Origin of the sequence: Gordonia rubripertincta, from assembly GCF_038024875.1 — a bacterium.
In the GTDB taxonomy this organism is placed as follows: Bacteria; Actinomycetota; Actinomycetes; order Mycobacteriales; family Mycobacteriaceae; genus Gordonia; species Gordonia rubripertincta.
This window is the reverse complement of sequence record NZ_CP136136.1, coordinates 730,428-751,457: the sequence shown is the minus strand read 5'-3', so window position 1 is coordinate 751,457 and position 21,030 is coordinate 730,428. Positions and strand designations below refer to the sequence as shown.

The window sequence follows — 21,030 nt, the reverse complement described above, 5'->3', positions numbered from 1 at the left end:
CGAGCAATGACTCGGACATTGTCATGGTCTCCCTAGTGGTGGTGGACACTGTGCGACGGGATCTGGCCGACAGGTGGTGGCACGGGTGTTCGAGCGGGCAGTAACCTGCGGCGGTAGCCCGCCGGAGCGCACACTATGCGCGGAATGCGTCGGACGGAGCTGGCCGTCCCGAGAAGATCAGAGGGCCGTAGGCATGCCGCAGGCCCGCCAGGATTTCCTCGAGGGGCAAGTCGTTGTAGACGCCGCGTTCGTGCACGTACTCCATGTGCGCGGAGCCGTCCGCCGCGTGCGCGTGAAACAACGCGTCGCGATCGCCGGTGAAGTCGATAGGTGGGACCCCGAATCGAGTGCACAATTCAATGTTGAACGCGGGTGTAGCTTTCAACCAGCGCCCCTCGATGTAGACGTGGCTGTATCCGTGATATACGAAGACGTCGGTTCCCATGAGTTCGCGCAGCGCGTCGGTCTGCAGATGATTGCGTACATCAGCGAAGCCGAGCCGGGCCGGTATGTTTGCCGCGCGGAACGCGGCTGTCAGTACGACCGCTTTGGGTACGCAGTACCCACGTCCGGACTCGATGACATGGCTGGCCCGGTAATGATCGGGCTTGTCAGAGACGGTGTAGGGGTCGTAACGGATCTGGTCTCGGACTGCGGCGAAGAGGCGCCGCGCCTTCTCGCGATCGGTGTCCGCGTCGCCGACCGCGTCTTGGGTGAAGGCCTGCACGGTCGCGTGATGGATGTCGAGGAAGGTCGATGCTGTGAGCGCCGCCGCCGGCCTTTCCGCTGCCGCGGGTGATGTGGTCATGGTGTGGCTCCGATCAGTTCGGACCTGTCGAGCGACGAACGCTGTGCGATCGTACGCTTCGCGTTCATGAAATCCTTGGGTCTGTTGACGCAGTCCGCGGCGATCAGCTCGCCGTCGTTGAAGTAGTAACAGGTGAAGTCACGGTCGTGGTCAGGGTCACCGCTGACCAGTACCTCGTCGTACCCGGTGTTGAGCCCGGCGATCTGCAGCTTCAGATCGTATTGATCGGACCAGAACCAAGGCAGCGCGGTGAGACCGGCTTCGTTGCCGCAGATGGTCGCTGCCGCGACCTTGGCCTGCTCGGTGGCGGCCGCCACACATTCGAGGCGGACGCGCCTGTCGTACCGTGCGATCCGTTGGTTGACGCAGTCGCCGGCGGCGACGATGTCGGGGTCGCTGGTGCGTGCATGGTCGTCGACGATGACTCCGTCGTCAACCTCGAGGCCCGCGGCGACCGCGAGATCCGTGTTGGGAATGATGCCGACACCGACGATGACGAGGTCCGCGGCCAGGGTCTCACCGTCGGCGAGCACCACCTCTTCGACTCGCCCCTCCCCGCGAAAACCCTCGACCAACGCGCTGGTGCGAACATCGACACCCTCGGTCCGGTGGGTACGGTCGAAAAACCTCGAGACCACCGGCGCGGTCACCCGCTCGAGCACGCGTTCCGCAGCCTCGAGAACAGTGACGTCCACACCCTGAGCTCGAAGTGAGGCGGCCGTCTCCAGGCCGATATAGCCGCCGCCGACGATGACGGCCCGGCAACCTGGCACCACCGCGGCACGGATGGCCTCGACGTCGGTGGCGGTGCGCAAGTAGTGGACGCCCGTCAACTCGGCGCCCGGAACGGTCAGCGCGCGGGCGCGCGCGCCGGTGCACAGTGCCAGCGTGGCGTAAGACACCACGTCTCCACTGTTGAGGGTGACGGTGTGCGCGGAACGGTTGATCGCCGTCGCCGTTCCGTCCACGAGCTCGATCCGCTGCTTGTCGTAGAACTGACGTCCGCGGATCGCGCAGTCATCAAGCTGTGATGCACCTGCCAGGTATGCCTTGGACAGCGGTGGACGCTGGTAGGGGAGCCTGCCCTCGTCGCCGATCAGCAAGACATCCCCGGCCCATTTCTCCTTTCGGAGAGCGCCCGCGAGTTGGACGCCGGCGTGGCTCGCGCCGAGGATGACGACCTGATCAGCCGTCACATTTCCCCCTTGGGGGTCAGGCGAACCATCATCTTGCTGATCCCACGGACAAAGTTCGATTGCACGTACTCCGGCTCACCCACCACCTCGATGTTGTCGAAGCGAGGGAGGAGCTCCTCCCACAGGATGCGTAGCTGGAGCTCGGCGAGCCGGTTGCCCATGCAGCGGTGTACACCGAAACCGAACGCGATGTGGTTGCGGGCGTTGGCCCGGTCGATGATGAGCTCGTCTGGACGCTCGAAGACGCGCTCGTCTCGGTTGCCCGAGGCGTACCACATCACCACCTTGTCACCCTTGCGGATGAACTGGCCGCCGAGCATGACGTCCTTCTTGGCGACCCTGCGCATGTAAGCAAGAGGGGTCTGCCAGCGGATGATCTCCGACACCGCGTTGGGGATGAGGTCGGGGTTGGCCTTGAGCTTCTCGAACTGCTCGGGGTATTCGTTGAGGGCCAGCACTCCGCCGCTCATGGAGTTGCGGGTCGTGTCATTGCCGCCGACGATCAGCAGCACGAGGTTACCGAGGAACTCCATGGGGCGATCGTCGAGGAGGTTCTTGGTGTCCTCGTTGCTTTGCAGCATGGTGATGAGGTCGAAGCCAGGCTCTTCGCCGGCCACGGTACGTGCCGCCTTGTCCCGCCACAGCGAACTCAGGCCTTGCGCCATCGCGACCATCTCACGGAAGACCCTGTCGTTGTCCGAGGGGCCGCCGTTGGCCTGCTCCATCGAGGTCGCGAGGTCGGACCATTCGACCAGCTTGTGCCGCTTGTCGTAAGGGAAGTCAAGTAGCGTCGCGAGCATGCGTGCAGTGAGTTCGATCGACACAGTCTGGACCCAGTCAAACGGCTCGTTGAGTGGGAGGCCGTCGAGGACTTCGCGGACGCGCGCGCGGATGAGCCCCTCCATCTCACGAAGGTTCTTCGGAGCCACCACGCCCTGCACTGCGGCGCGCTGCTTGTCGTGCCGGGGCGGATCCATCGCGATGAACATCGCGATGTCCATGAAACGCGGGGGCCTGCCGATGATGATGAACGGTTCGGCGGAGAACGCCTCGTGATTCTTGTCGACCGCGATGATGTCGGCGTGTCGCGTGACCGACCAGAACGGACCGAAGGGGCTCTCCGAACGGAAGTGCACCGGCGCCTCGTTGCGGACACGCTCGAAGTACGAGCGCCACATACCCTGGCGATACAGGAACGGGTTACTCAGGTCGATTTCGGCGAGATCGACCTCGTCCACCGGCGGGATCGGGGTCTCGGTGAAGATCTTCTGGCCGTCGGTCCTTGTGACGATTCGGCGGGTCTTGTCATAGACATGCGCCCCCCGGATCTGAAGGTCGATCGGGATCATTGATTGCGCCTTCTCGGCGACGGTGGCTGCGATGCTCATGATTGCATTCCTTCGTCGTTGCGGGTCAGAGTTGGAATTCCGGGAGGCGAACAGTCAGGCCGTCCCACTCCTCAGTCGCGATCATCTGGCAGGACAGCCGCGAGGTTCCTTCCCGTTCCGGATGCATGCTCAGCATCTCTTCCTCGCCCTCGCCGCTGCGCCCGACGGTCTTGATCCACGCCGGGTCGACAATGACGTGACACGTACCGCAGGCCGCTTCGCCACCACAATCACCGTCGATGCCGGGGACGGCTTCGTCGACGGCGGTCTGCATGAGCGACTTCCCCTCCACGAGATCGGCTTCGTAGTCGTCTCCATCGTGGGTGATGTATGTGATCGTGGCCATGGCCACCTCCTTGCACGTATGAGGTTCCCCTTGAGTGTGAATGTGCGGATCCCGACCGATCCATGTGTGAACGTCGCAATCTGTTGTTAATCTGGCTCACGTGACCCTCGGTGAATCCGGTGTGCCCCCGTTGGCGTTTGCACAGCTTCTCGACAGCGGTGCGCTGGGCACGGAGGCGACGAGCGCATTCGGTCGGATAATGGCCCAGGAGGGCACCGACCTCAGAACGTTGATCACGCAAGAAGCGCAGGTGCCGATGCAATGGTTTCATGACGTGTATCCGACGATGGGGCCGCACGACGGGTTTCGGCTGGGCCTCGCATTCGCTGAGCACGCTCAGCTGACCTCCTTCGGTCCACTGAGCCTGCCGCTGGTCAGTGCCGGGTCGGTCGTTGACATCGTCGAGTTGCTTCGTTTTCTGCCGTTGATCTCGACGGCGCTAAGTGCGGACTTTCATCATGGCGCCAGTGGTCTTACCATCGGTCTCGCAGGGCGCACCGACAGCGCGGGTACCGACTGCTTTGCCGTCACTTATGGGGGCCTGACCGTTCTGCGTCTGGTGAAAATACTCACAGGAGATGTGTCCTCAGCAGAGTTACACCTGACCTGCCCGGCGCCGACCGAGCCGCTGAACGTGGGAGAGATAGGGCATCGAGTCGTCTTCGATGCGCCAGCGTCATTTGTTCGCATACCAGCCGAGGCGCTTCATGAGGTGTGCCGCTTTTCCGATCCCGTCGCCTACCGGATCGGTACCGCCGAACTGCGACGGCTCTGCGATCAGCGGCGTCACAACTCGTACACGCAGCGCGTCCGAGCCCAGTTTGATGCAGACCCTGCTCGAGTCAACGCTAGTCGGATCGCAGCAGAGCTGTCGGTATCGGTAAGCACACTCAAACGGCACCTACACGCCGAGGGCACCACCCTGCGCCGCCTACGACAGCAATTCATGCAGGAGCACGCCATCCTCCGACTTCTCGATCCCGGCGTCGGAATCGGCCAGATTGCTACCGAACTGGGGTACTGCGACGTCGCAAGCTTTTCTCATGCGTTTGCTCGGTGGGTCGGCTGCTCCCCGTCGCAGTTTCGACTTCGACGTGCACGCCCGCCAGCCGCATGAATGCTCGACCAGCCCAATCGGGGCGTCAGCTGATTACACCACAACGAATTTCGCGACTGGTTCATAACGTTTCGATACGGTAACCCGGGCCCGCCCCGTCCGAAGCGCACGGTCGTTACAAGTCAGCCAGCATCGCCTACGCGGCAATTCTCAGCCACACCTCAACGTCTGCCGCCTCGCCGAGGACACCAGCCGGTTCGTTCTAGCCACCGTTATGGCCGCCATGGTGGGGTTCTCGAACAGTCTCGGCGAGGAAGTCGGTCGTTATGGCATCGGAGTCTCACTCGTCTGCCCTTCGGAGGTCAACACCGACTACTTCGAACGGAACGATGCAGACATGGGGTGGTACCCCCGGATGTCGCAGTGGTTTCCGGTTCTGGAGCCCGAAGACGTCGCTCGACGAACTGTCCGGGCGATACGCACCAACCGGCGTGAGGCCATCTTTCCCTGGGAATGGCGCTGGCCACCTGGCTGCACAAGCGATTCCCGAAGATGGGGATCAGTGTTCTCAAAGCGCTCGGCTTGGCTTGTTCCGTCCACGCGTCATCCCGCCGGGGGAGCTGGCGGGCTTGCGAACAAGGCGAGAATGACAGCGTGGATCTGCACGACGGATTCGGCACGCGAACCCCGGAGCTGGAGCAGGTGGCTCACGGTGAGTCGTACGAAGATCTCGGTGATCGACTCCAGCGCGAATTCGTCGAGATCGGGCTTCCGAGAACGGATCTGATCGGCTACCACCTGCGTCGCCCGCCCGAGGACGACCTCTGAGTCGACGGTGACCAGCGACAGGAGTTCGCCGCCCTGGAGTCTGCCCGAGATGATCGACATCAGAAGCTCGTTGTCCTCACCAAGGGTCAGTGTGCGCTCCGCGGCGGCTGTGAGTCCGTCAACGATGTCCTGTTCGTCCGCGATGCCCTCGACGACCCCGTGGAGGAAGCGGTCTGCCTCGCGTGCGATCAGCGATGCCGCAAGCTGATCCCTGGTCCCGACCTCGTTGTAGAGGGTCGTACGGCTGATTCCGACCTCGCGCGCCACCCGGGACATGTTCACCGCGGACCATCCCCGTTCCACCACGAGATCGCGAGCGGAGTCGAGTATGCGATCGCGCAGCAGGTCGCGTACTTCGTCGTGGAAGCTCGGGGGCGTAGCCATGTGTCCATCATGCCCGAATTGGCATGCAGGCCTAAGGCGCCCGCCTGAGTGTTTGACACATTAGGCAATTATGTGTAGAAACAATACAGTTCATCTCACAGTGTCAACACACTGTGTCCGGCCGCACCGCCCCGCTTGGCCAGGACGGACAGAAGCGGCGACCGGCACACGGTCATCACAGGGACGTGTTCCTGTAGAGGCTCAATCAGCCACGTAATACCCACGCCCACAGACGATTGCGAGCATCCAATGAACGCTGAGGCGAGCGAGAAAGACACCGACTACGACGTCCTGGTGATCGGCTCCGGGTTCGGCGGCAGCGTCACCGCCCTTCGCCTGGCAGAGAAGGGCTACCGGGTCGGCGTTCTCGAAGCCGGCCGCAGATTCGACGATGCGGACTTCGCCAAGACCAGCTGGGACGTTCGACGATTCCTGTGGGCGCCGAAGCTGGGTGCGTACGGGATTCAGCGCATCCACCTACTTCGCGACTGTGTCATCTTGGCCGGGGCGGGAGTCGGGGGGGGCTCTCTCAACTACGCCAACACCCTTTACCAGCCGGGATCAGCATTCTTCGGCGATCCGCAGTGGGCGCACATCACAGACTGGGAAGACGAGCTGACGCCCTACTACGACCAGGCGCGTCGCATGCTGGGCGTGGTCACCAACCCGCACATGACGCCTGCCGACGAGATCATCCGGTCGGTGGCCGACGACATGAGTGTCGGCGACACGTTTGTCCAGACTCCGGTCGGGGTGTACTTCGGCGAGCCCGGTCGTACCGTGTCGGATCCCTACTTCGGTGGGGTCGGACCGGATCGCACCGGCTGCATCGAGTGCGGCGAGTGCATGACAGGTTGCCGTCACGGTGCCAAGAACACGCTGCTCAAGAACTACCTCGGGCTCGCCGAACGCGCTGGAGTGGTGGTGAATCCGCTGACCACCGTCACCGACGTGCGTCAGCGACCCGATGGCTCCTGGACAGTCGACACAGTCAAGACCGGTGCCTGGATTCGTAAGCGCGAGAAGGCGTTCACCGCTCACAATGTCGTCTTCGCGGCGGGTACCTGGGGTACCCAGCAGTTGCTGCACAAGCTCAAGGACTCCGGCCGCCTTCCTGAGCTCTCGACGCGACTGGGCGAGTTGACCAGGACCAACTCCGAGTCGATCCTCGGGGCCACCCGTTACCGCGTCGACGAATCCCTCGACCTCACCAAGGGCGTGGCGATCACGTCGTCGTTCTACCCCACGCCGGACACCCACGTCGAACCCGTCCGATACGGCAAGGGCTCCAACGCGATGGGGTTGTTGCAGGCGCCGATGACCGACGGCGACGGACGGTTGCCGCGATGGCTGCGATTCATCGGCGTCGCGCTCCGGGATCCACTCGCCACAGCACGTGTCCTGGCGGTGAAGGGCTGGAGCGAGCGGACCGTGATCGCACTGGTGATGCAAAACCTCGACAACTCGATCACCACTTTCACAAAGCGCGGTCTGTTCGGTCGCCGGCTCACCAGCAAGCAGGGGCACGGCGAGCCCAATCCCACCTGGATCCCCGCGGGCAACGAAGCCACGCGGCGCATCGCCGAGAAGATCGGCGGCACCTCCGCCGGAACGTGGGGCGAGGTGTTCAACGTGCCGATGACCGCACACTTCCTCGGCGGATGCGTGATCGGGGACGATGAGGACAACGGTGTGATCGACCCATATCACCGCGTGTACGGCTATCCGTCGCTGAGTGTGGTCGACGGTTCGGCCGTGTCCGCGAATCTGGGCGTCAACCCGTCGCTGACCATAGCTGCTCAGGCCGAGCGGGCCGCCGCGTTGTGGCCGAACAAGGGGGAGAAGGACCTTCGCCCGATCCAGGGTTCGGGTTATCGGCGCATCGAGCCCACCGAACCCCGGTCGCCGATCGTGCCGGTCTCGGCGCCTGGAGCGCTGCGACTGCCCATCATTCCTGTCCGTCGAGTGGCAGACGAGAAGATCTCGCGGGCCGCAACGCGTGAGAGCTCCGACGCCCGATGAGCGCACTCGCCCCCGAAACAGCGCTCCCGGAACGACGCCAATCGTCAACGCTCGCACCGGTTCTCAAGAAGGCGCGCCACGGTACCGAAATGGTCGGCGACTTCTTCCTCACCTTCTGGGGCATCGTCAAGATGCTCCCACGGCGTCCCTTCCAGTGGCGTGAGCTGGTGGCGCAGGCGTGGTTCATCGCGAGCGTATCGATTGTCCCGACCATGCTGATGTCGATCCCGTTCTGCGTCATGGTGGTGTTCCAGATCAACGTTCTGCTGAACGAGATCGGTGCGATCGACCTGTCCGGTGCGGGCGCGGGTGTGGCCGTCATCCGAGAGATCGGACCCATCGTCACGGTTCTCGTCGTCGCGGGCGCAGGTGCCACCGCGATCTGCGCCGATCTCGGTTCGCGCACCATCCGCGAAGAGATCGACGCCATGAAGGTGCTCGGTATCGACCCGATCCAGCGACTCGCAGTTCCGCGCGTGATCGCCTCCTGCGGCGTCGCGGTGTTCCTGAACGGCCTGGTGACCGCCATCGGCCTGGCCGGGGGATACGTGTACGGCGTCTTCCTCCAAGGTGCCACGCCGGGTCAATACATCACCGCGATCCCGATCCTCACCGGAATTCCCGACCTACTCATCAGCGAGCTCAAGGCCGGCATCTTCGGTCTGCTGGCCGCACTGGTGGCCTGCCATCTCGGCTTCAACGCGGGAGGCGGACCGAAGGGTGTCGGCGACGCCGTGAACCAGACCGTTGTCTTCAGCTTTGTGCTGCTGTTCCTCGCGAACGCGGTCATCACCACGCTCGCACTGCACTGAAGGCCTCGACATGACTGCGCGAACACAAGAGCAGGGACCACGTTGACATCGACTCAGATGCCCACCGAACCGTCGCGGCGACTGACCGACCGGTTGGACGCCGGGAAGGCGCTGAAGCCCGCCGAATCCTTCGGAGAGAAACTGGCGTTCTACGGGGTGGCGCTGCGGGCGGTACCCAAGGCGATGACCCACTATCGTCGCGAGACCTTGCGCCTGCTAGCTGAGGTGTCGCTCGGCGCAGGTGCACTCGCCATCATCGGCGGGACCGTCGTGATCATCGGATTCCTCACGGCTGCAGCCGGATACGAGGTCGGTCAACAGGGATCGAGTTCACTGGGGCGCGTCGGTGTGGAAGCGATGTCGGGCTTCATTTCCGCCTTCTTCAACACCCGCGAAGCGATCCCGGTCATTGCTGGCGTCGCACTCACGGCGACGGTGGGCTCCGGTTTCACTGCGCAACTCGGTGCCATGCGCGTGAGCGAGGAGATCGACGCGCTCGAGGTGATGTCGGTTCAGTCGCTGCCCTATCTGGTGTCGACGCGGATCGCGGCGGGACTCGCCGCTGTGGTGCCGCTGTACGCGATCGCCCTCTTCACCGGGTACGCCGCCACCAAGTTCGTGAGCGTGTTCCTGTCGGACCAGTCGCCGGGCACCTACGACCACTACTTCCAGCTGTTCTTGCAGCCCGGTGACATCGCGATCTCACTGTTGAAGGTGATCGTCATGGCGGTCGCCGTGATGGCGGTGCACTGCTACTACGGCTACAACGCCAGCGGTGGACCGGCCGGGGTCGGCGTCGCTGTCGGCCACGCCGTCCGCACGTCACTGATCATCATCATGATGGTCGACTTCATCGTCGGTATCGCCTTGTACGGCGGCGTCCACGCGACTGTGCGGGTGTCGGGATGATCGAACACTCACGCAGACAACACCTGCTGTACGCGTTCGTCGCCTTCGCCGTGGTGGTGGGCGTCGTCGTGGCTGCGCTGATGTCGTACAACGGCAGGTTCCAGGCCACCGGGTCCATCTACCTGAACGCCCCGCGCACGGGGCTGCTGCTGGTGCCTGGATCGGACGTCAAGCTGTACGGCGTAGTGATCGGTCGTGTCGCATCTGTCGACGTGTACGGCGATCACGCTCGCATCGAGCTGGCGGTGGAGGAAGACCAGCTCGGCGATCTGCCGACGAACGTCCGGGCGGAGATGGAGCCGACCACGCTCTTCGGCCGCAAGTACGTCGCGCTGACGATGCCGGAGCAGCCGGCGGCATCGACGTTGAGCGCCGGTGCCACCATCGACACCTCGCAAACGCCGGTCGAGGTCTACGACACTTTCGAGTTGCTTGTCGGAATTCTCGACCGTGTGGACCCGGCGCGGGTGAATGCAACCCTGACCGCTGTGCAGACCGGCACCGTCGATCGGGGCGAGAAGCTCGGCGAGCTGGTCGACTCGGTGAACACCTACCTCGCGACCTTCAACAAGTCACTGCCAACTCTGCAACGGGATCTCGAGCTCGGTGCGGACAATCTCGACACATTCGCCGGACTGTCACCGGACCTGATGGCCACCGTCCGTCACCTCACCACCACCTCGAAGACGATTGTGGAGAACCAGTCGCAGCTGACTGCGTTCCTGTTGAGCTTCACCGAGTTCGGGAACACCGGCAACCGGTTCATGACTAACGCGGGCACGCCACTGGTGAAGGCCGCCGACGCCCTGGCGCCGCCGGCGCAGGTGCTCGGAGACTACGGACCGATCTACCCGTGCTTCCTGGACGGACTGAACACGAGCCGCAAATATCTCGAGCGGGCGTTCGGCGGAGCGAGACCGGGCCTCGACATCGTCGGCACCCTGCTCATCGGCGACCCGCCATACCGACCGGGCATCGACGCGCCCGAACACACGGCAGGAACGGCGGGACCGAGCTGCTACGGCTACCCGCGCGCACCCGGCGAAAAGGGGCCGGGGCACGTCGACTTCGACGACGGCAGTCACGCGTACCGCGATGTGAAGTCGATCGAAGACGTCATCGGAAACCCGTTCGCCTCGATGATCTACGGAATGACGAAATGACAATCACCGGACCGGCCATCAAGCTGGGGATCTTTCTCGCTGTCAGCTCGCTGATCACCTCGGCTCTGTTCGTGATCGTCGGCGACCTGCGTTTCGGTCCGACAACGGTTTTCCGCGCTCAGTTCATGTCCGCATCCGGCCTGCGGACCGGCGACGACGTCAAGGTGGCCGGTGTGGTGGTCGGGAAGGTCACCGATGTGGACATCGTGGACTCCGGTGCGGCTGCGCAGACGGGTCTGGGAGCAGAGGTCCGTATGGACGTCGACTCCCACATCCCGGTGACGACCACCACCAACGCCTACATCAGGTACAAGAACCTGATCGGTGATCGGTACCTCGAGCTGAAGACCGACCCCGGAGACGTGGGTAGGAGGCGGTCAGCCGACAGCGTGATCCCGGTATCGCAGACCAAGCCGGCTCTCGACATGGATGCACTCGTCAACGGGTTCAAACCCCTACTGACCGGGGTGAATCCAGAGCAGACCAACAAGCTGTCCGCTGCGCTGGTCTCGGTACTCAACGGCCGCACAGCCGATATCAGCGATCTGATCACCCAAATGGGTGAACTCGGCGAAACCATCGCCGATCGCGACGCGACGATCGGATCGGTGGTCACCGATCTGAACACCGTGCTCGTAACGGTAGCGGATCGCCGGGAGGCCTTCGGCAGCGTCGTCGTCCAGTTGCAGGAGCTGGTCTCCGAGCTTGCCGGTGATCGCCGGCTGATCGCCGACGGCCTCACGAACATCGCGGGCGCGACCACCGAGCTCGACGAGCTGCTGTCCCGAGCCCGCCCCGATCTCACCTCCGACATCGAGCATCTGCGCGGTCTGGCCCAGAACCTGAACAGCAACACTTCAACGATCAACATGCTGCTCGCGAAGATGCCGGAGGCCTATCGGCTTCTGGGCAGGTCGTCGGGCTACGGCAGTTTTGTGAACTTCTTCGTGTGCGGCCTCGCGATCCGCTATCCGACGCTCGACGGCGGACATGCGGACACACCGATGGTCCAAGTCCCAGCTCGGCGCTGTAAGTGAGGGAGACAACCAGATGAGGTCAAAACATCATGAGATCTGACGACTCCCGCCGTCGAATCCGGGCCGGTCTCATCGGAATCGGCGCGATACTCGCGGTTCTCGCGCTCGCGTTCAACTACCGCTCGATTCCGTTCCTGCCCGGCGTGACCGTCGTGGTCGCCGAGTTCTCCGACGCCAGTGGCCTGAATCCCGACGACGAAGTGCACATCGCCGGCGTGGCCGCGGGGAGTGTGCAGTCGATCGAGCTCGCCGAGGACCACGTCGACGTGACGATGCGGCTCACCGACGGCTGGGAGAAGCTCGGTTCCGAGACCACGGCCTCGATCAAGGTCGAGACCGCGCTCGGGCGTCGCTTCGTCCAACTCACGACCGCCGGCCCCGGCGAGCTCGGCGACCGAATCCCGGTGTCGCGGACAAGTTCCGGCTTCGACCTCACCGAGTCACTCGACCAGCTCACCGAGACCGTCGGAGACACCGACAAGAAGAGCGTCGTCGACGCGGTCGAGAGCCTCGACAAGGTCATGAACGATCTCCCGTCCGACATCGGCGGCTCCCTGGAGAACGTCGCCGCTGCGGCACGGACGGTGTCGTCGCGCGATGCCGGAATCCGGACGCTTCTGCAGAAGGCCGATTCGGTTTCCGACGTGCTGGCCGAGCGAAAGGGCAACATCACCAGGCTCATCGACGACGGGTCGGTGCTGTTCGAGACCCTCGTCGATCGGGCCGAGGTGATCCGCAGGCTGCTCACCAGCCTGCGCGCAGTATCCACCGAGATAGAGACGTTCGTCCATGACACCGGATCGTCCACCCCACAGATGCTCGAGGAGGTCCGTCAGGTGACGGCCACGCTCAACGCCAACTACGCCAACCTCGAAAAGTCGATCAAGGGGATGCGCACATTCGTCATGCAATTCGCCGACGTCCTGGGCAGCGGACCGTTCTTCTCAGTACTGCTCCAGAACATCACGCCGGCCAATCTCCGCGGCCAGCAGCCGGGCAGTCCGGGAGGCGGGCGATGAGCACGTCATCAGCCGTCAACCGACTCGGCGGGCCCGCGGTCATCGCCCTCGTCATCGTCGCCATGGTGGCCGTGACCGCGGCGAAGGTATGGGAGAGCACGCACACCTCACGGGCCACAATCTGGTTCACGGACGGCACCGGGCTGTTCGTCGGCGATCCGGTCAAGATGCGCGGCGTCACCATCGGCACTGTCGAAGCAGTGGAGGCCACACCGGCGAAGGTTCGCGTCGAGGTCTCGTACGACGACTCGGCGTACGTGGACTCCGAGGCACGGGCGGCGATCGTGGCGCCGACCCTCGTCTCCGGTCGGTATGTTCAGTTCGTCAACCCGGTCAAGCGATCGCCGGCTGGTGCGCTGGAAGACGATGCCGTGGTGGAGGTCGGCCGGACCGCGGTCCCGGTCGGGTACGACGAGATCAAGAAGCAGGTGACCGACCTCGCGCACCAACTCGGACCTTCCACCGGCGATGAGAAGGGGGCGCTCAGCCGACTCATCGACACCTCGGCCGGTGCGCTCGACACCAGCGGCGGCTCACTCCGGAAGTCGGTCGATGCGCTCTCCGACGCGATGAGGACGCTCTCCGCGGCCGGCCCCGACCTGTTCAGCACAGTCCGCAATCTCCAGCAGGTCGTCACCGCGCTGCGCACCGCCGACCAGCAGATCGTCGGTTTCGCCTCGCAACTCGACGACGCGTCGGCCGTGCTCGACGACAATCGGACGCAACTCGATGCCGCGATCCGTGCCCTCAACTCGATGGCCCCACGCCTGCGCGACTACTTGAAGCAGAACCAGGGTGCGCTAAGCCGTGACGTCAAGGACCTCACCAGGGTGTCCCGACTGCTCGTCGACAGGCAGGACGATCTGGCTCAGATCCTGCACACGGCGCCGACCGCGCTGTCGAACCTCTACAACATCTACGACCCGGACTCGAACTCACTGACGGCCGGTCTCGCGGTGGCCGACTTCCCGGATCCGGTGTCGCTCATCTGTGCACTGCTGACAACCGTGGACGCTCCCAAGTCGGAATGCCAGAAGGCCGAGACCACCCTGACCCGGGTCATCACGTCCGAGATGGCACGCTCGACCGGTCGCCCCGAGGAGGGAGGACGCTGATGGGACACAAGCGCTTTCACGTCGGCGCGGGACTGATCGCGGCGGCCGTCGCGATGTCGACGGTGGCGGGCTGTCGGTTCGACGGCGCCAACTCGTTGTCACTGCCAGGCGACGCCGTCTCCGGTGACAGCTACAGCATCACCGTCCAGTTAGCCGACGTGCAGAACCTGGTGTCGAACTCCCTGGTCAAGCTCGACAACGCGAATGTCGGGCAGATCCGGTCCATCACAGTGCGCGAGTCGTTCGCCGAAGTGGACGTGGAGCTCTCCGAGGGAGTGGAGATCCCGAACGGTTCGACCGTGAAGCTGGCACAGACCTCGGTGCTGGGCGCGCAGTACCTGGAGTTCATTCCTCCCGCGGAGCAGACGCCGGGCAAGCTGTTGCCCGGCGACACACTCGATGTCAACAGCTCCGCAGCCTATCCGTCGACCGAGTCGGTGCTGGCGGCCTTGTCGCTGATCCTCAACGGCAGTGGCCTCGAACAGCTCCGGTCGATCATGACCGAGCTCAACGACGCCACCGATGGCCGCACAGCCGCTGCCAACCGAGCGATATCTCAACTCAAGACCTTCGTCTCCGGACTACACAAGCAACGTGATGACATCGGCCGCGCCATCGATTCGCTCGGCAAGCTCAGCGCCACGCTGGCCGATCAGAGTTCGACCGTGGCGGAGGGCATCGACAACCTGGAACCCGCCCTGACCGTGCTGGCGGACCAACGCGAGGAGCTGGTCACGATGCTCGATCGCGTAGGAGTGTTCGGCGCAAAGGTGGGCAGCGTGATCGCACGCAGCAACGCCGATCTGAACTCCATTGCCGCGGAACTCCGTCCCGCACTGAAGGGGCTCGAGGAGTCCGGCGACGACCTGGTCGGCTCGCTCATCGTCGGGCTCACCGTTCCGTTCCCGGTGACCGTCATCGACAAGGGAATGAAGGGTGACTACCAGAACCTCTTCCTGACCCTCGACCTGTCGGTGGGCGCCATACGCGACAAGGTGCTCGGCAGTATTCCCAAGGTGGCCCTGGCCAGGATGGCGGCCTCGCGGCAAGCCGCGGACCCACTCCGCGCTCCATTCGGACTGCGCACCCCCACAACGGATCACAGCCCATCGAAAAAGACCTCACCGCAGCCCGCCGGGATGGGGGGCCCCCGATGAAACTCACCAGACTGGTGCGATGGCAGCTCGTCGTATTCGCTGTCCTCACCGTGGTCAGCGTAGTCTACGGGACTGTCACCTACGTCGGCATCGGTCGGGTCACCGGCATCGGATCGTATCGCGTGGTCGCCGAGTTCGACACCGCCGGCGGCATTTACGAGACCGGACTGGTGACCTATCGAGGTGTAACCGTGGGACGGGTGGATTCGGTAGACGTCGATCTGGCCGACTTGTCGGCGCCGGTTCGCATCACCCTGCGCATCGATTCGGACAACACGATCCCGCGAAACAGTGCGGCGCACATCAGGAGTCAGTCTGCGGTCGGGGAACAATACGTGGATCTGATTCCCCGCGACAACGGCGGGCCCGCGCTGACGGACGGAGACGTGTTGTCGGCCAAGGGCAATGAGGCGCCCACGCCCACCAAAGACGTCCTGGAGAGGACCATGAACCTCGTTGCGACGATCTCGCCCCAGAATCTGGAGACGACCGTCGACGAGGTGTCCGACGGGCTAGGACAGACCGGTGATCGCCTGGCTCGGTTGATCGACGCATCACAGCGGCTGCTCGAGTTGGCGCAGATCGATATCGGCCCCACCACCCGGCTGATCGACGACGCCGAACCGCTGTTGACCACTGGCAACCGGGTGGCCGCCGACCTGACCTCTGCGGTGGCGAACCTCGCGTCGTTCACCGATCAGCTCGCGCTGAGCGATGAACACTTGCGGACTCTGCTGACCCAGACCCCGTCGGCAGCCGACCAGGTGTCGGCCACCCTGACCGAGCTGACGCCTACGCTGCCGACGCTGCTCGCCGACCTCCAGTCCGTGGGACAGGTGCTGCGCGTCAACGTCCCCAACCTCCGGCACATCCTGACCGTCTATCCGGCGTTCACGTCGGGAACCCTGAACTCGGTCGACGGCTACGCGCTCGGCCAGAGTCCGCAGGCTCCACTCGACATCAAGCTCGGAAACACGCTGAACCCGCCCCCGTGCACCGAGGGATATGGCGGCAGCCGACGTCGTGACGCATCGGACATGCGGACTGTGCCGGTGGTTCCGGACCAGTACTGCGACGCGCGCCCCGACAACCCGAAGGTGGCGCGTGGCGCCCGGAACGTCCCGTGCGCGACCGACCCCCGCGTGAGGACTCCCTTAGTGGCCGATTGCCCCGGGGGACTTCCGTCCACGTGGCCGGAGATGTTGTCGCGTCCGCACTCTATGGGCGACGCCGGCGGTGACCCAGGGGCGAAGAGGGTGCCGAAGCGCTTACGTACAGCGTCGAAGCCGGTGCCGTATTCGGAGACCACCGGAAGGTTCCGAGGGCCCGACGGGGTGACGTACTTCGTGGGAACACCCACCAACTCAGCTTCGGCGAAAGGAAAGGCGACATGGCAGTCGTTACTGATCAAGTAGAGGCCACCGGTCCGGAAGTCGACGACGACGCGGTCGGCCCGGAGAGCGCCGGCGAAGGGGCGGGCACTGCTCCACTCCGGTCCGTGGTCACCGTGTGGGCGCTGGTGGCGGCCCTCGTGGCGGTGCTCGCGCTGCTCGGCGTGAAGGGCACCGATCTCTATCAGGCCAAGCAGGACGAGAAGCGGAACTCTGAGGTACTCGACGTCACCCGCGAGGTGGTCGCCGGACTCGTCAGCCTCGACTACCGCCGGTCGAAGGCCGACCTGGATCGGATCAAGTCCGTCGCCACCGGATCCTTTCAGCAGCAGTTTGAACAGCTGGCGACGTCGTTCGAGCAGGTCCTTTCCTCCGGCGAGGTCCTCTCGACTGGATCGGTCAAGGAGGCGGGGATCATCACCGCCGACGACGACGCCGCGCAGGTCCTGGCCGCGGTCAGCTCGATCGTCAAGAACACCGAGGCACCCGACGGGCAGCAACGCGTCTATCGGATGAAGGTGGATCTGACGGCCGCCGACCATGCGTGGAAGGTCAGCAACGTGGAGTTCGTGTCATGAACGCGGGGAGCGCGGACCAAGAGGCGTCGACCGACGCGAAGGCGGCAGAACCGAGGAGGAAGCCATGAACAAGGTTGTGGAGCAAGATATCTCATCCGAGTTCGCCGAGGCGGAGGTGGATCGCGACGTCGACACCGACGCGGCGCCTACCGACGGCGCCGAGAAGCAGGACAAGGTGCGCGGCGGTCATGTCAAACGACTCGGCCCCGTCGTTGTGAGCTGGCCCGCCAGACTTTCGACAAAGGCGCGTAACGGGTTGGTCAGGGTGCTGGCGGCACTCGTGATCGCCGGCGCCGGTGGACTCGGCTACGTGTGGTTCGCGACGAGCGCGGCGACGACGGAGGCATCGGCGGGGCAGTCCGCGCTTGCATCGGCACGTACCGACATCCCCAAACTGCTCAGTTATGACTACCGAACAGTCGACACCGCGCTGCCCGAAGCTGCCGAGACCATGCTGACCGGCAGGTTCCTCGACGAATACACCCAACTGGGCGAATCAGTTATTCAACCTGCTGCCAAGAAGGAGCAGATCGTCACGAACGCCGAGGTGGTCGACGCCGCACTCGTCGCGTCGGACGCCGATCACGCAACCGTCCTGCTCTTCGTCAACCAGACGACGTCCAAGAAGGACGCTGAGGGGCCGCGACTCGACGGCAGCCGCATTCGCGTCCAGATGGCCAAGGACGGCGATCGCTGGAAGATCTCCGAATTCACACCGGTGTAGCCGCGGAAACCCTGAGCCATCCACACCACACCATGGAGAACAACTCATGACTCTCACCACCGATTTCACCACAGTCGCGGAGCTCGACAGTGCGCTGCTACGACTCAGCGCAGGCGAGCGCCGGTGGGCAGACCTCCCGCTGACCCGGCGCGCCGACCTTCTGCAACAGGTGGCGCACCAGGCGGCCGAGCAGGCATCGGATTGGGTTGAGGCCGCGTGCCGTGCGAAGCGGATCTCGCCCTCATCGCCGCTCGCAGGCGAAGAATGGCTGTCGGGGCCGTACCCGGTCATCACGAACGCTGCCACGCTGGCCCGTTCTCTGCGCGACCTGAGCAGCGGCGACAGTCCCATCGCCCACGTACCGACTTCCGTCGCTCCCGGCGGTCGTGTTGCGCTCGACGTCTTTCCCCATCAGATCTGGGATCGGCTACTGCTGTCGGGCGTCTCGGCCAAGGTCTGGCTGAAGCCGGGGGTGAGTGTCACCCAGGCGCGGTCGGCGGCGGGATTGGCGCAACTCGACCCCGCGACGACGCACGGCATGTCAGTCGTCCTCGGCGCCGGCAACATCACCTCGATCGCCGTGCTGGACACCCTGTACGAGCTGATCGCGCACAATCGCGTCGTGATCCTCAAACTGAACCCCGTCTTGGGCGAGATGTTCGACGCGATCAACGCCGTCCTGCGACCCCTGTCCGAGCGCGGCTTCGTGGAGGTCGTCAGGGGCGGTGTCGAGGTCGGCTCGTATCTCGTCGATCACCCGAATGTGGCGCATGTCCACATCACCGGAAGCTCGGCAAGTCACGACGCCATCGTCTTCGGCACCGGCCCGGAAGGCGAGGCCCGTCGCCGGGCCGGCGTACCGAAGCTCGGCAAGACCATCACCAGTGAACTCGGCGGCGTATCACCCACCGTCGTCGTCCCCACCGGGTGGTCGGCCAAGGACATCCGTTTCCAGGCGGAGCACCTGGCCACCCAGCGTCTGCACAACGGCGGCTACAACTGCATCGCCGCCCAGGTTGCCGTGATCCCGTCCGAGTGGTCCAAGAAAGGGGAGTTCCTCCGGGAACTCCGCGACCAGATCGACAAGGCTCCCGCGCGGCCAGCCTATTACCCCGGAAGCGACCAACGGGTCGCCGCGGCAGCCCACCGGCACGCCACGGCCAACGCACGCGAGAACGGCCGGCTGCTGATCGAGGGGCTCTCACCGGACCAGGTGGCCGAGGCCTTCACCGTGGAGTACTTCTCGCCCGTGCTGGCCGTCGTGGAGATCCCCGGAGACGGGATTGCCTACCTCCGGGCAGCGAGCCGCTTCGTCAATGAGCGGCTCGAGGGCACTCTCGGCGCCAACGTCTTGGTGCACCCGAGATACCGCCGCAAGCTCGGTCGAGAGTTCGAGTGGTTCGTGGAATCGCTCCGCTACGGCACGATAGCGATCAACGCGTGGACGGGGGTCGGTTATCTCACCGCAGCAGCACCATGGGGCGGCTTTCCCGGTGCGACCCTCGTCGATGTCGAGAGCGGAATCGGATTGGTACACAACGCATCACTGGTGGACGACACAGAGCGCACGGTCGTGACCGGCCCGTTCCGCCCGCTGAGCCGATCTCTGATCACCGGCCAGCTGTCGATCACGCCGAAGCCGGCGTGGTTCGTCAGGAACACGCATGCGCACCATGTAGGCCGAAAGATGGTTGCATTCGCGGCAGATCCGAAGGCCACCCGGCTGCCGTCGCTCTTTGCGTCCGCCTTACGCGGCTGACGCACCGCGCGCAGCGAGGTGCCCCGTCACGAAGCGTACGGGGTGTGGTGCGTCCACCTCAGGCCGGCTCGAGCGCCCGCTTGGCCTTCTCCAACGCGGCGAGCGTGCGCAACACGGAGTCGCGCTTCGCGGTCAGGTCGGACACCTTGGCCTTGCCACTCAAGCCGCCATCCTTCTGCGCGACCTGCAGACGTTCCTCGATCTCGGTGAGCTGCGCCAGGAGGCTCTGCGCCCGGCTCATGAGCTCGGCGCGGTCGGGTCGTGAGACGTTCGCCGGCCCGGCGACGCCGGACCTGACATTCTGCGGCTTGGTGGCCACCGCCTTCCCGCCTGCCTTCGTGGGCAGTCGTCGTCGCGGTTCGACGCTTCGCCGCCGGGAAGCAGCAGGGGGAGTCTGCGTGCGCGTCTGGTTGAGCACCGTCCGCGCCTCTCGCCGCGGAACTCCGCGACTTCGTCGGTGGACGAGCACCACACGCAAACACTCGAAGTGGTTTCGGTCACGAACGCATCGGCAGCAGCGGGATTCACGGGGAAAAGAGTACGAAACAAAGTTTCTCACCCGGAAATCGGGTTTCCGGTACACCGTATCCCGCCGCTGACTTGACCCGCCGGACCGTCCCCGACGCGCTGTTCATCGTCGTCGAGCAACTCGGACCCACCCTCGTCGTTGCGGACACGAGCTCGAGCCGGCGGCGGGGCAGTGGCGTTTACCGGCCACCCCCGGCGGGAACCTCATCTGCGTGCGATTACCTTCGGTACAGATGACGACGTGTCGGGCTGGAACAACCGGCCCTGCTCGACGGTGACGACCGTGTACCTGGCCGAGGCATTGCTGGTTGTGGCGGAGGGTCAGCAACCTCCGGGTCTGATGCCGGCCCGGCAGCAGATGGCGGTGTCCCTGGGCTGGCACATCGTCCTTGCGTGTTTCGGGGTGGCGTTCCCGACGATGATCTTCGTGATGCGCCGTCGCGGCATCGTGCGCGACGGCCCTGTCGCAATGGGACTGGCCCGACGGTGGGCCAAGGTGTCGGCAGTGCTGTTCGCGATCGGCGCGGTCTCGGGCACGATCCTCAGCTTCGAGATGGGTCTGCTGTGGCCCGGTTTGATGGGCCGGTTCGGTGACGTGCTGGGATTGCCATTCGCGTTCGAAGGGCTGTCGTTCTTCGTCGAGGCGATCTTCCTCGGGATCTACCTCTACGGCTGGGACCGCATGCCGCCTCGACGCCATCTGCTGATGCTGATTCCGATGGGCATCGCCGGGGTCGTCGGGACGTTCTGCGTGGTCTCGGTCAATGAGGTTCCCCCCGAACCGTAGAGGCATCGATAGTGAGGAGCAC

20 protein-coding genes are annotated in these 21,030 nt (G+C 64.5%); 14 read left to right on the top strand and 6 right to left on the bottom strand.

Going from position 1 to position 21,030, the window contains the following annotated elements; genetic code table 11:
- Positions 1-133 precede the first annotated feature (133 nt).
- Genes RVF83_RS03295 through RVF83_RS03280 form a run of 4 tightly spaced genes read right to left on the bottom strand, consistent with a single transcriptional unit; the run spans position 134 to position 3,738 of the window.
- Positions 134-808 (bottom strand): transglutaminase-like domain-containing protein, encoded by a 675-nt coding sequence (locus RVF83_RS03295; protein WP_005195131.1) that lies wholly within the window; start codon positions 806-808, stop codon positions 134-136.
- Positions 805-2,004, bottom strand: coding sequence for an NAD(P)/FAD-dependent oxidoreductase (locus RVF83_RS03290; RefSeq protein ID WP_005195132.1), 1,200 nt, complete (start codon positions 2,002-2,004; stop codon positions 805-807). Before RVF83_RS03290 ends, RVF83_RS03295 begins: the two co-directional genes overlap by 4 nt.
- On the bottom strand, positions 2,001-3,392 hold the full coding sequence (locus RVF83_RS03285; RefSeq protein WP_005195133.1) for a cytochrome P450: 1,392 nt from the start codon (positions 3,390-3,392) through the stop codon (positions 2,001-2,003). The genes RVF83_RS03290 and RVF83_RS03285 overlap by 4 nt, the downstream gene beginning before the upstream one ends.
- Before the next feature lie 25 nt (positions 3,393-3,417).
- Positions 3,418-3,738, bottom strand: coding sequence for a 2Fe-2S iron-sulfur cluster-binding protein (locus tag RVF83_RS03280; protein ID WP_005195134.1), 321 nt, complete (start codon positions 3,736-3,738; stop codon positions 3,418-3,420).
- A 100-nt stretch (positions 3,739-3,838) separates the two neighbouring features.
- Between RVF83_RS03280 and RVF83_RS03275 the strand changes: the two genes are divergently transcribed.
- Complete coding sequence (locus tag RVF83_RS03275) at positions 3,839-4,855, top strand: helix-turn-helix domain-containing protein (protein WP_005195135.1); 1,017 nt, start codon at positions 3,839-3,841, stop codon at positions 4,853-4,855.
- A gap of 543 nt (positions 4,856-5,398) precedes the next feature.
- Here RVF83_RS03275 and RVF83_RS03270 read toward each other — a convergent pair.
- Positions 5,399-6,007: a TetR/AcrR family transcriptional regulator gene (locus tag RVF83_RS03270; protein WP_005201328.1), complete on the bottom strand. Its 609-nt coding sequence runs from the start codon at positions 6,005-6,007 to the stop codon at positions 5,399-5,401.
- A gap of 249 nt (positions 6,008-6,256) precedes the next feature.
- Here RVF83_RS03270 and RVF83_RS03265 point away from each other — a divergent pair, with 249 nt between their 5' ends.
- The 12 genes from RVF83_RS03265 (at position 6,257) to RVF83_RS03210 (ending at position 19,693) form a co-directional block, all read left to right on the top strand.
- A complete protein-coding gene (locus RVF83_RS03265; protein ID WP_005201331.1) occupies positions 6,257-8,029 on the top strand; it encodes a GMC oxidoreductase in 1,773 nt (590 codons plus the stop codon).
- Positions 8,026-8,841, top strand: coding sequence for an MlaE family ABC transporter permease (locus RVF83_RS03260; RefSeq protein WP_005201333.1), 816 nt, complete (start codon positions 8,026-8,028; stop codon positions 8,839-8,841). The genes RVF83_RS03265 and RVF83_RS03260 overlap by 4 nt, the downstream gene beginning before the upstream one ends.
- A gap of 57 nt (positions 8,842-8,898) precedes the next feature.
- Positions 8,899-9,750: an MlaE family ABC transporter permease gene (locus RVF83_RS03255; protein ID WP_039881281.1), complete on the top strand. Its 852-nt coding sequence runs from the start codon at positions 8,899-8,901 to the stop codon at positions 9,748-9,750.
- Positions 9,747-10,913, top strand: a complete 1,167-nt coding sequence (locus RVF83_RS03250) for an MCE family protein (RefSeq protein ID WP_005201337.1) — start codon at positions 9,747-9,749, stop codon at positions 10,911-10,913. Before RVF83_RS03255 ends, RVF83_RS03250 begins: the two co-directional genes overlap by 4 nt.
- Entirely contained in the window at positions 10,910-11,950 is a 1,041-nt protein-coding gene (locus tag RVF83_RS03245) for an MCE family protein (protein WP_005201339.1), read from the top strand. Before RVF83_RS03250 ends, RVF83_RS03245 begins: the two co-directional genes overlap by 4 nt.
- A gap of 29 nt (positions 11,951-11,979) precedes the next feature.
- A complete protein-coding gene (locus RVF83_RS03240; RefSeq protein ID WP_005201341.1) occupies positions 11,980-12,969 on the top strand; it encodes an MCE family protein in 990 nt (329 codons plus the stop codon).
- Positions 12,966-14,084 (top strand): MCE family protein, encoded by a 1,119-nt coding sequence (locus tag RVF83_RS03235; protein WP_005201342.1) that lies wholly within the window; start codon positions 12,966-12,968, stop codon positions 14,082-14,084. The genes RVF83_RS03240 and RVF83_RS03235 overlap by 4 nt, the downstream gene beginning before the upstream one ends.
- Positions 14,084-15,241 carry an MCE family protein gene (locus RVF83_RS03230; RefSeq protein ID WP_005201344.1) on the top strand — a complete coding sequence of 386 codons (1,158 nt, stop codon included), beginning with the start codon at positions 14,084-14,086 and terminating at the stop codon, positions 15,239-15,241. Before RVF83_RS03235 ends, RVF83_RS03230 begins: the two co-directional genes overlap by 1 nt.
- Positions 15,238-16,656, top strand: coding sequence for an MCE family protein (locus tag RVF83_RS03225; protein WP_005201346.1), 1,419 nt, complete (start codon positions 15,238-15,240; stop codon positions 16,654-16,656). The genes RVF83_RS03230 and RVF83_RS03225 overlap by 4 nt, the downstream gene beginning before the upstream one ends.
- Positions 16,632-17,210, top strand: a complete 579-nt coding sequence (locus RVF83_RS03220) for a hypothetical protein (protein ID WP_005201349.1) — start codon at positions 16,632-16,634, stop codon at positions 17,208-17,210. Before RVF83_RS03225 ends, RVF83_RS03220 begins: the two co-directional genes overlap by 25 nt.
- Positions 17,211-17,274: 64 nt before the next feature.
- Entirely contained in the window at positions 17,275-17,934 is a 660-nt protein-coding gene (locus RVF83_RS03215; RefSeq protein WP_005201351.1) for a hypothetical protein, read from the top strand.
- A 46-nt stretch (positions 17,935-17,980) separates the two neighbouring features.
- Positions 17,981-19,693 carry an aldehyde dehydrogenase family protein gene (locus RVF83_RS03210; protein ID WP_005201353.1) on the top strand — a complete coding sequence of 571 codons (1,713 nt, stop codon included), beginning with the start codon at positions 17,981-17,983 and terminating at the stop codon, positions 19,691-19,693.
- Between the two features lie 58 nt (positions 19,694-19,751).
- Here the strand turns inward: RVF83_RS03210 and RVF83_RS03205 are convergent, their stop codons facing one another.
- Positions 19,752-20,012, bottom strand: coding sequence for a hypothetical protein (locus RVF83_RS03205; RefSeq protein ID WP_010844852.1), 261 nt, complete (start codon positions 20,010-20,012; stop codon positions 19,752-19,754).
- A 450-nt stretch (positions 20,013-20,462) separates the two neighbouring features.
- Between RVF83_RS03205 and RVF83_RS03200 the strand changes: the two genes are divergently transcribed.
- A complete protein-coding gene (locus RVF83_RS03200; RefSeq protein WP_005201356.1) occupies positions 20,463-21,008 on the top strand; it encodes a cytochrome ubiquinol oxidase subunit I in 546 nt (181 codons plus the stop codon).
- Positions 21,009-21,030 lie beyond the last annotated feature (22 nt).

Coding starts and splice junctions, on each gene's coding strand:
- RVF83_RS03295 (WP_005195131.1), bottom strand. CDS start 808: ATGACCACATCACCCGCGGCAGCGGAAAGGCCGGCGGCGGCGCTCACA.
- RVF83_RS03285 (WP_005195133.1), bottom strand. CDS start 3,392: ATGAGCATCGCAGCCACCGTCGCCGAGAAGGCGCAATCAATGATCCCG.
- RVF83_RS03280 (WP_005195134.1), bottom strand. CDS start 3,738: ATGGCCACGATCACATACATCACCCACGATGGAGACGACTACGAAGCC.
- RVF83_RS03270 (WP_005201328.1), bottom strand. CDS start 6,007: ATGGCTACGCCCCCGAGCTTCCACGACGAAGTACGCGACCTGCTGCGC.
- RVF83_RS03265 (WP_005201331.1), top strand. CDS start 6,257: ATGAACGCTGAGGCGAGCGAGAAAGACACCGACTACGACGTCCTGGTG.
- RVF83_RS03260 (WP_005201333.1), top strand. CDS start 8,026: ATGAGCGCACTCGCCCCCGAAACAGCGCTCCCGGAACGACGCCAATCG.
- RVF83_RS03255 (WP_039881281.1), top strand. CDS start 8,899: ATGCCCACCGAACCGTCGCGGCGACTGACCGACCGGTTGGACGCCGGG.
- RVF83_RS03250 (WP_005201337.1), top strand. CDS start 9,747: ATGATCGAACACTCACGCAGACAACACCTGCTGTACGCGTTCGTCGCC.
- RVF83_RS03245 (WP_005201339.1), top strand. CDS start 10,910: ATGACAATCACCGGACCGGCCATCAAGCTGGGGATCTTTCTCGCTGTC.
- RVF83_RS03240 (WP_005201341.1), top strand. CDS start 11,980: ATGAGATCTGACGACTCCCGCCGTCGAATCCGGGCCGGTCTCATCGGA.
- RVF83_RS03235 (WP_005201342.1), top strand. CDS start 12,966: ATGAGCACGTCATCAGCCGTCAACCGACTCGGCGGGCCCGCGGTCATC.
- RVF83_RS03230 (WP_005201344.1), top strand. CDS start 14,084: ATGGGACACAAGCGCTTTCACGTCGGCGCGGGACTGATCGCGGCGGCC.
- RVF83_RS03225 (WP_005201346.1), top strand. CDS start 15,238: ATGAAACTCACCAGACTGGTGCGATGGCAGCTCGTCGTATTCGCTGTC.
- RVF83_RS03220 (WP_005201349.1), top strand. CDS start 16,632: ATGGCAGTCGTTACTGATCAAGTAGAGGCCACCGGTCCGGAAGTCGAC.
- RVF83_RS03215 (WP_005201351.1), top strand. CDS start 17,275: ATGAACAAGGTTGTGGAGCAAGATATCTCATCCGAGTTCGCCGAGGCG.
- RVF83_RS03210 (WP_005201353.1), top strand. CDS start 17,981: ATGACTCTCACCACCGATTTCACCACAGTCGCGGAGCTCGACAGTGCG.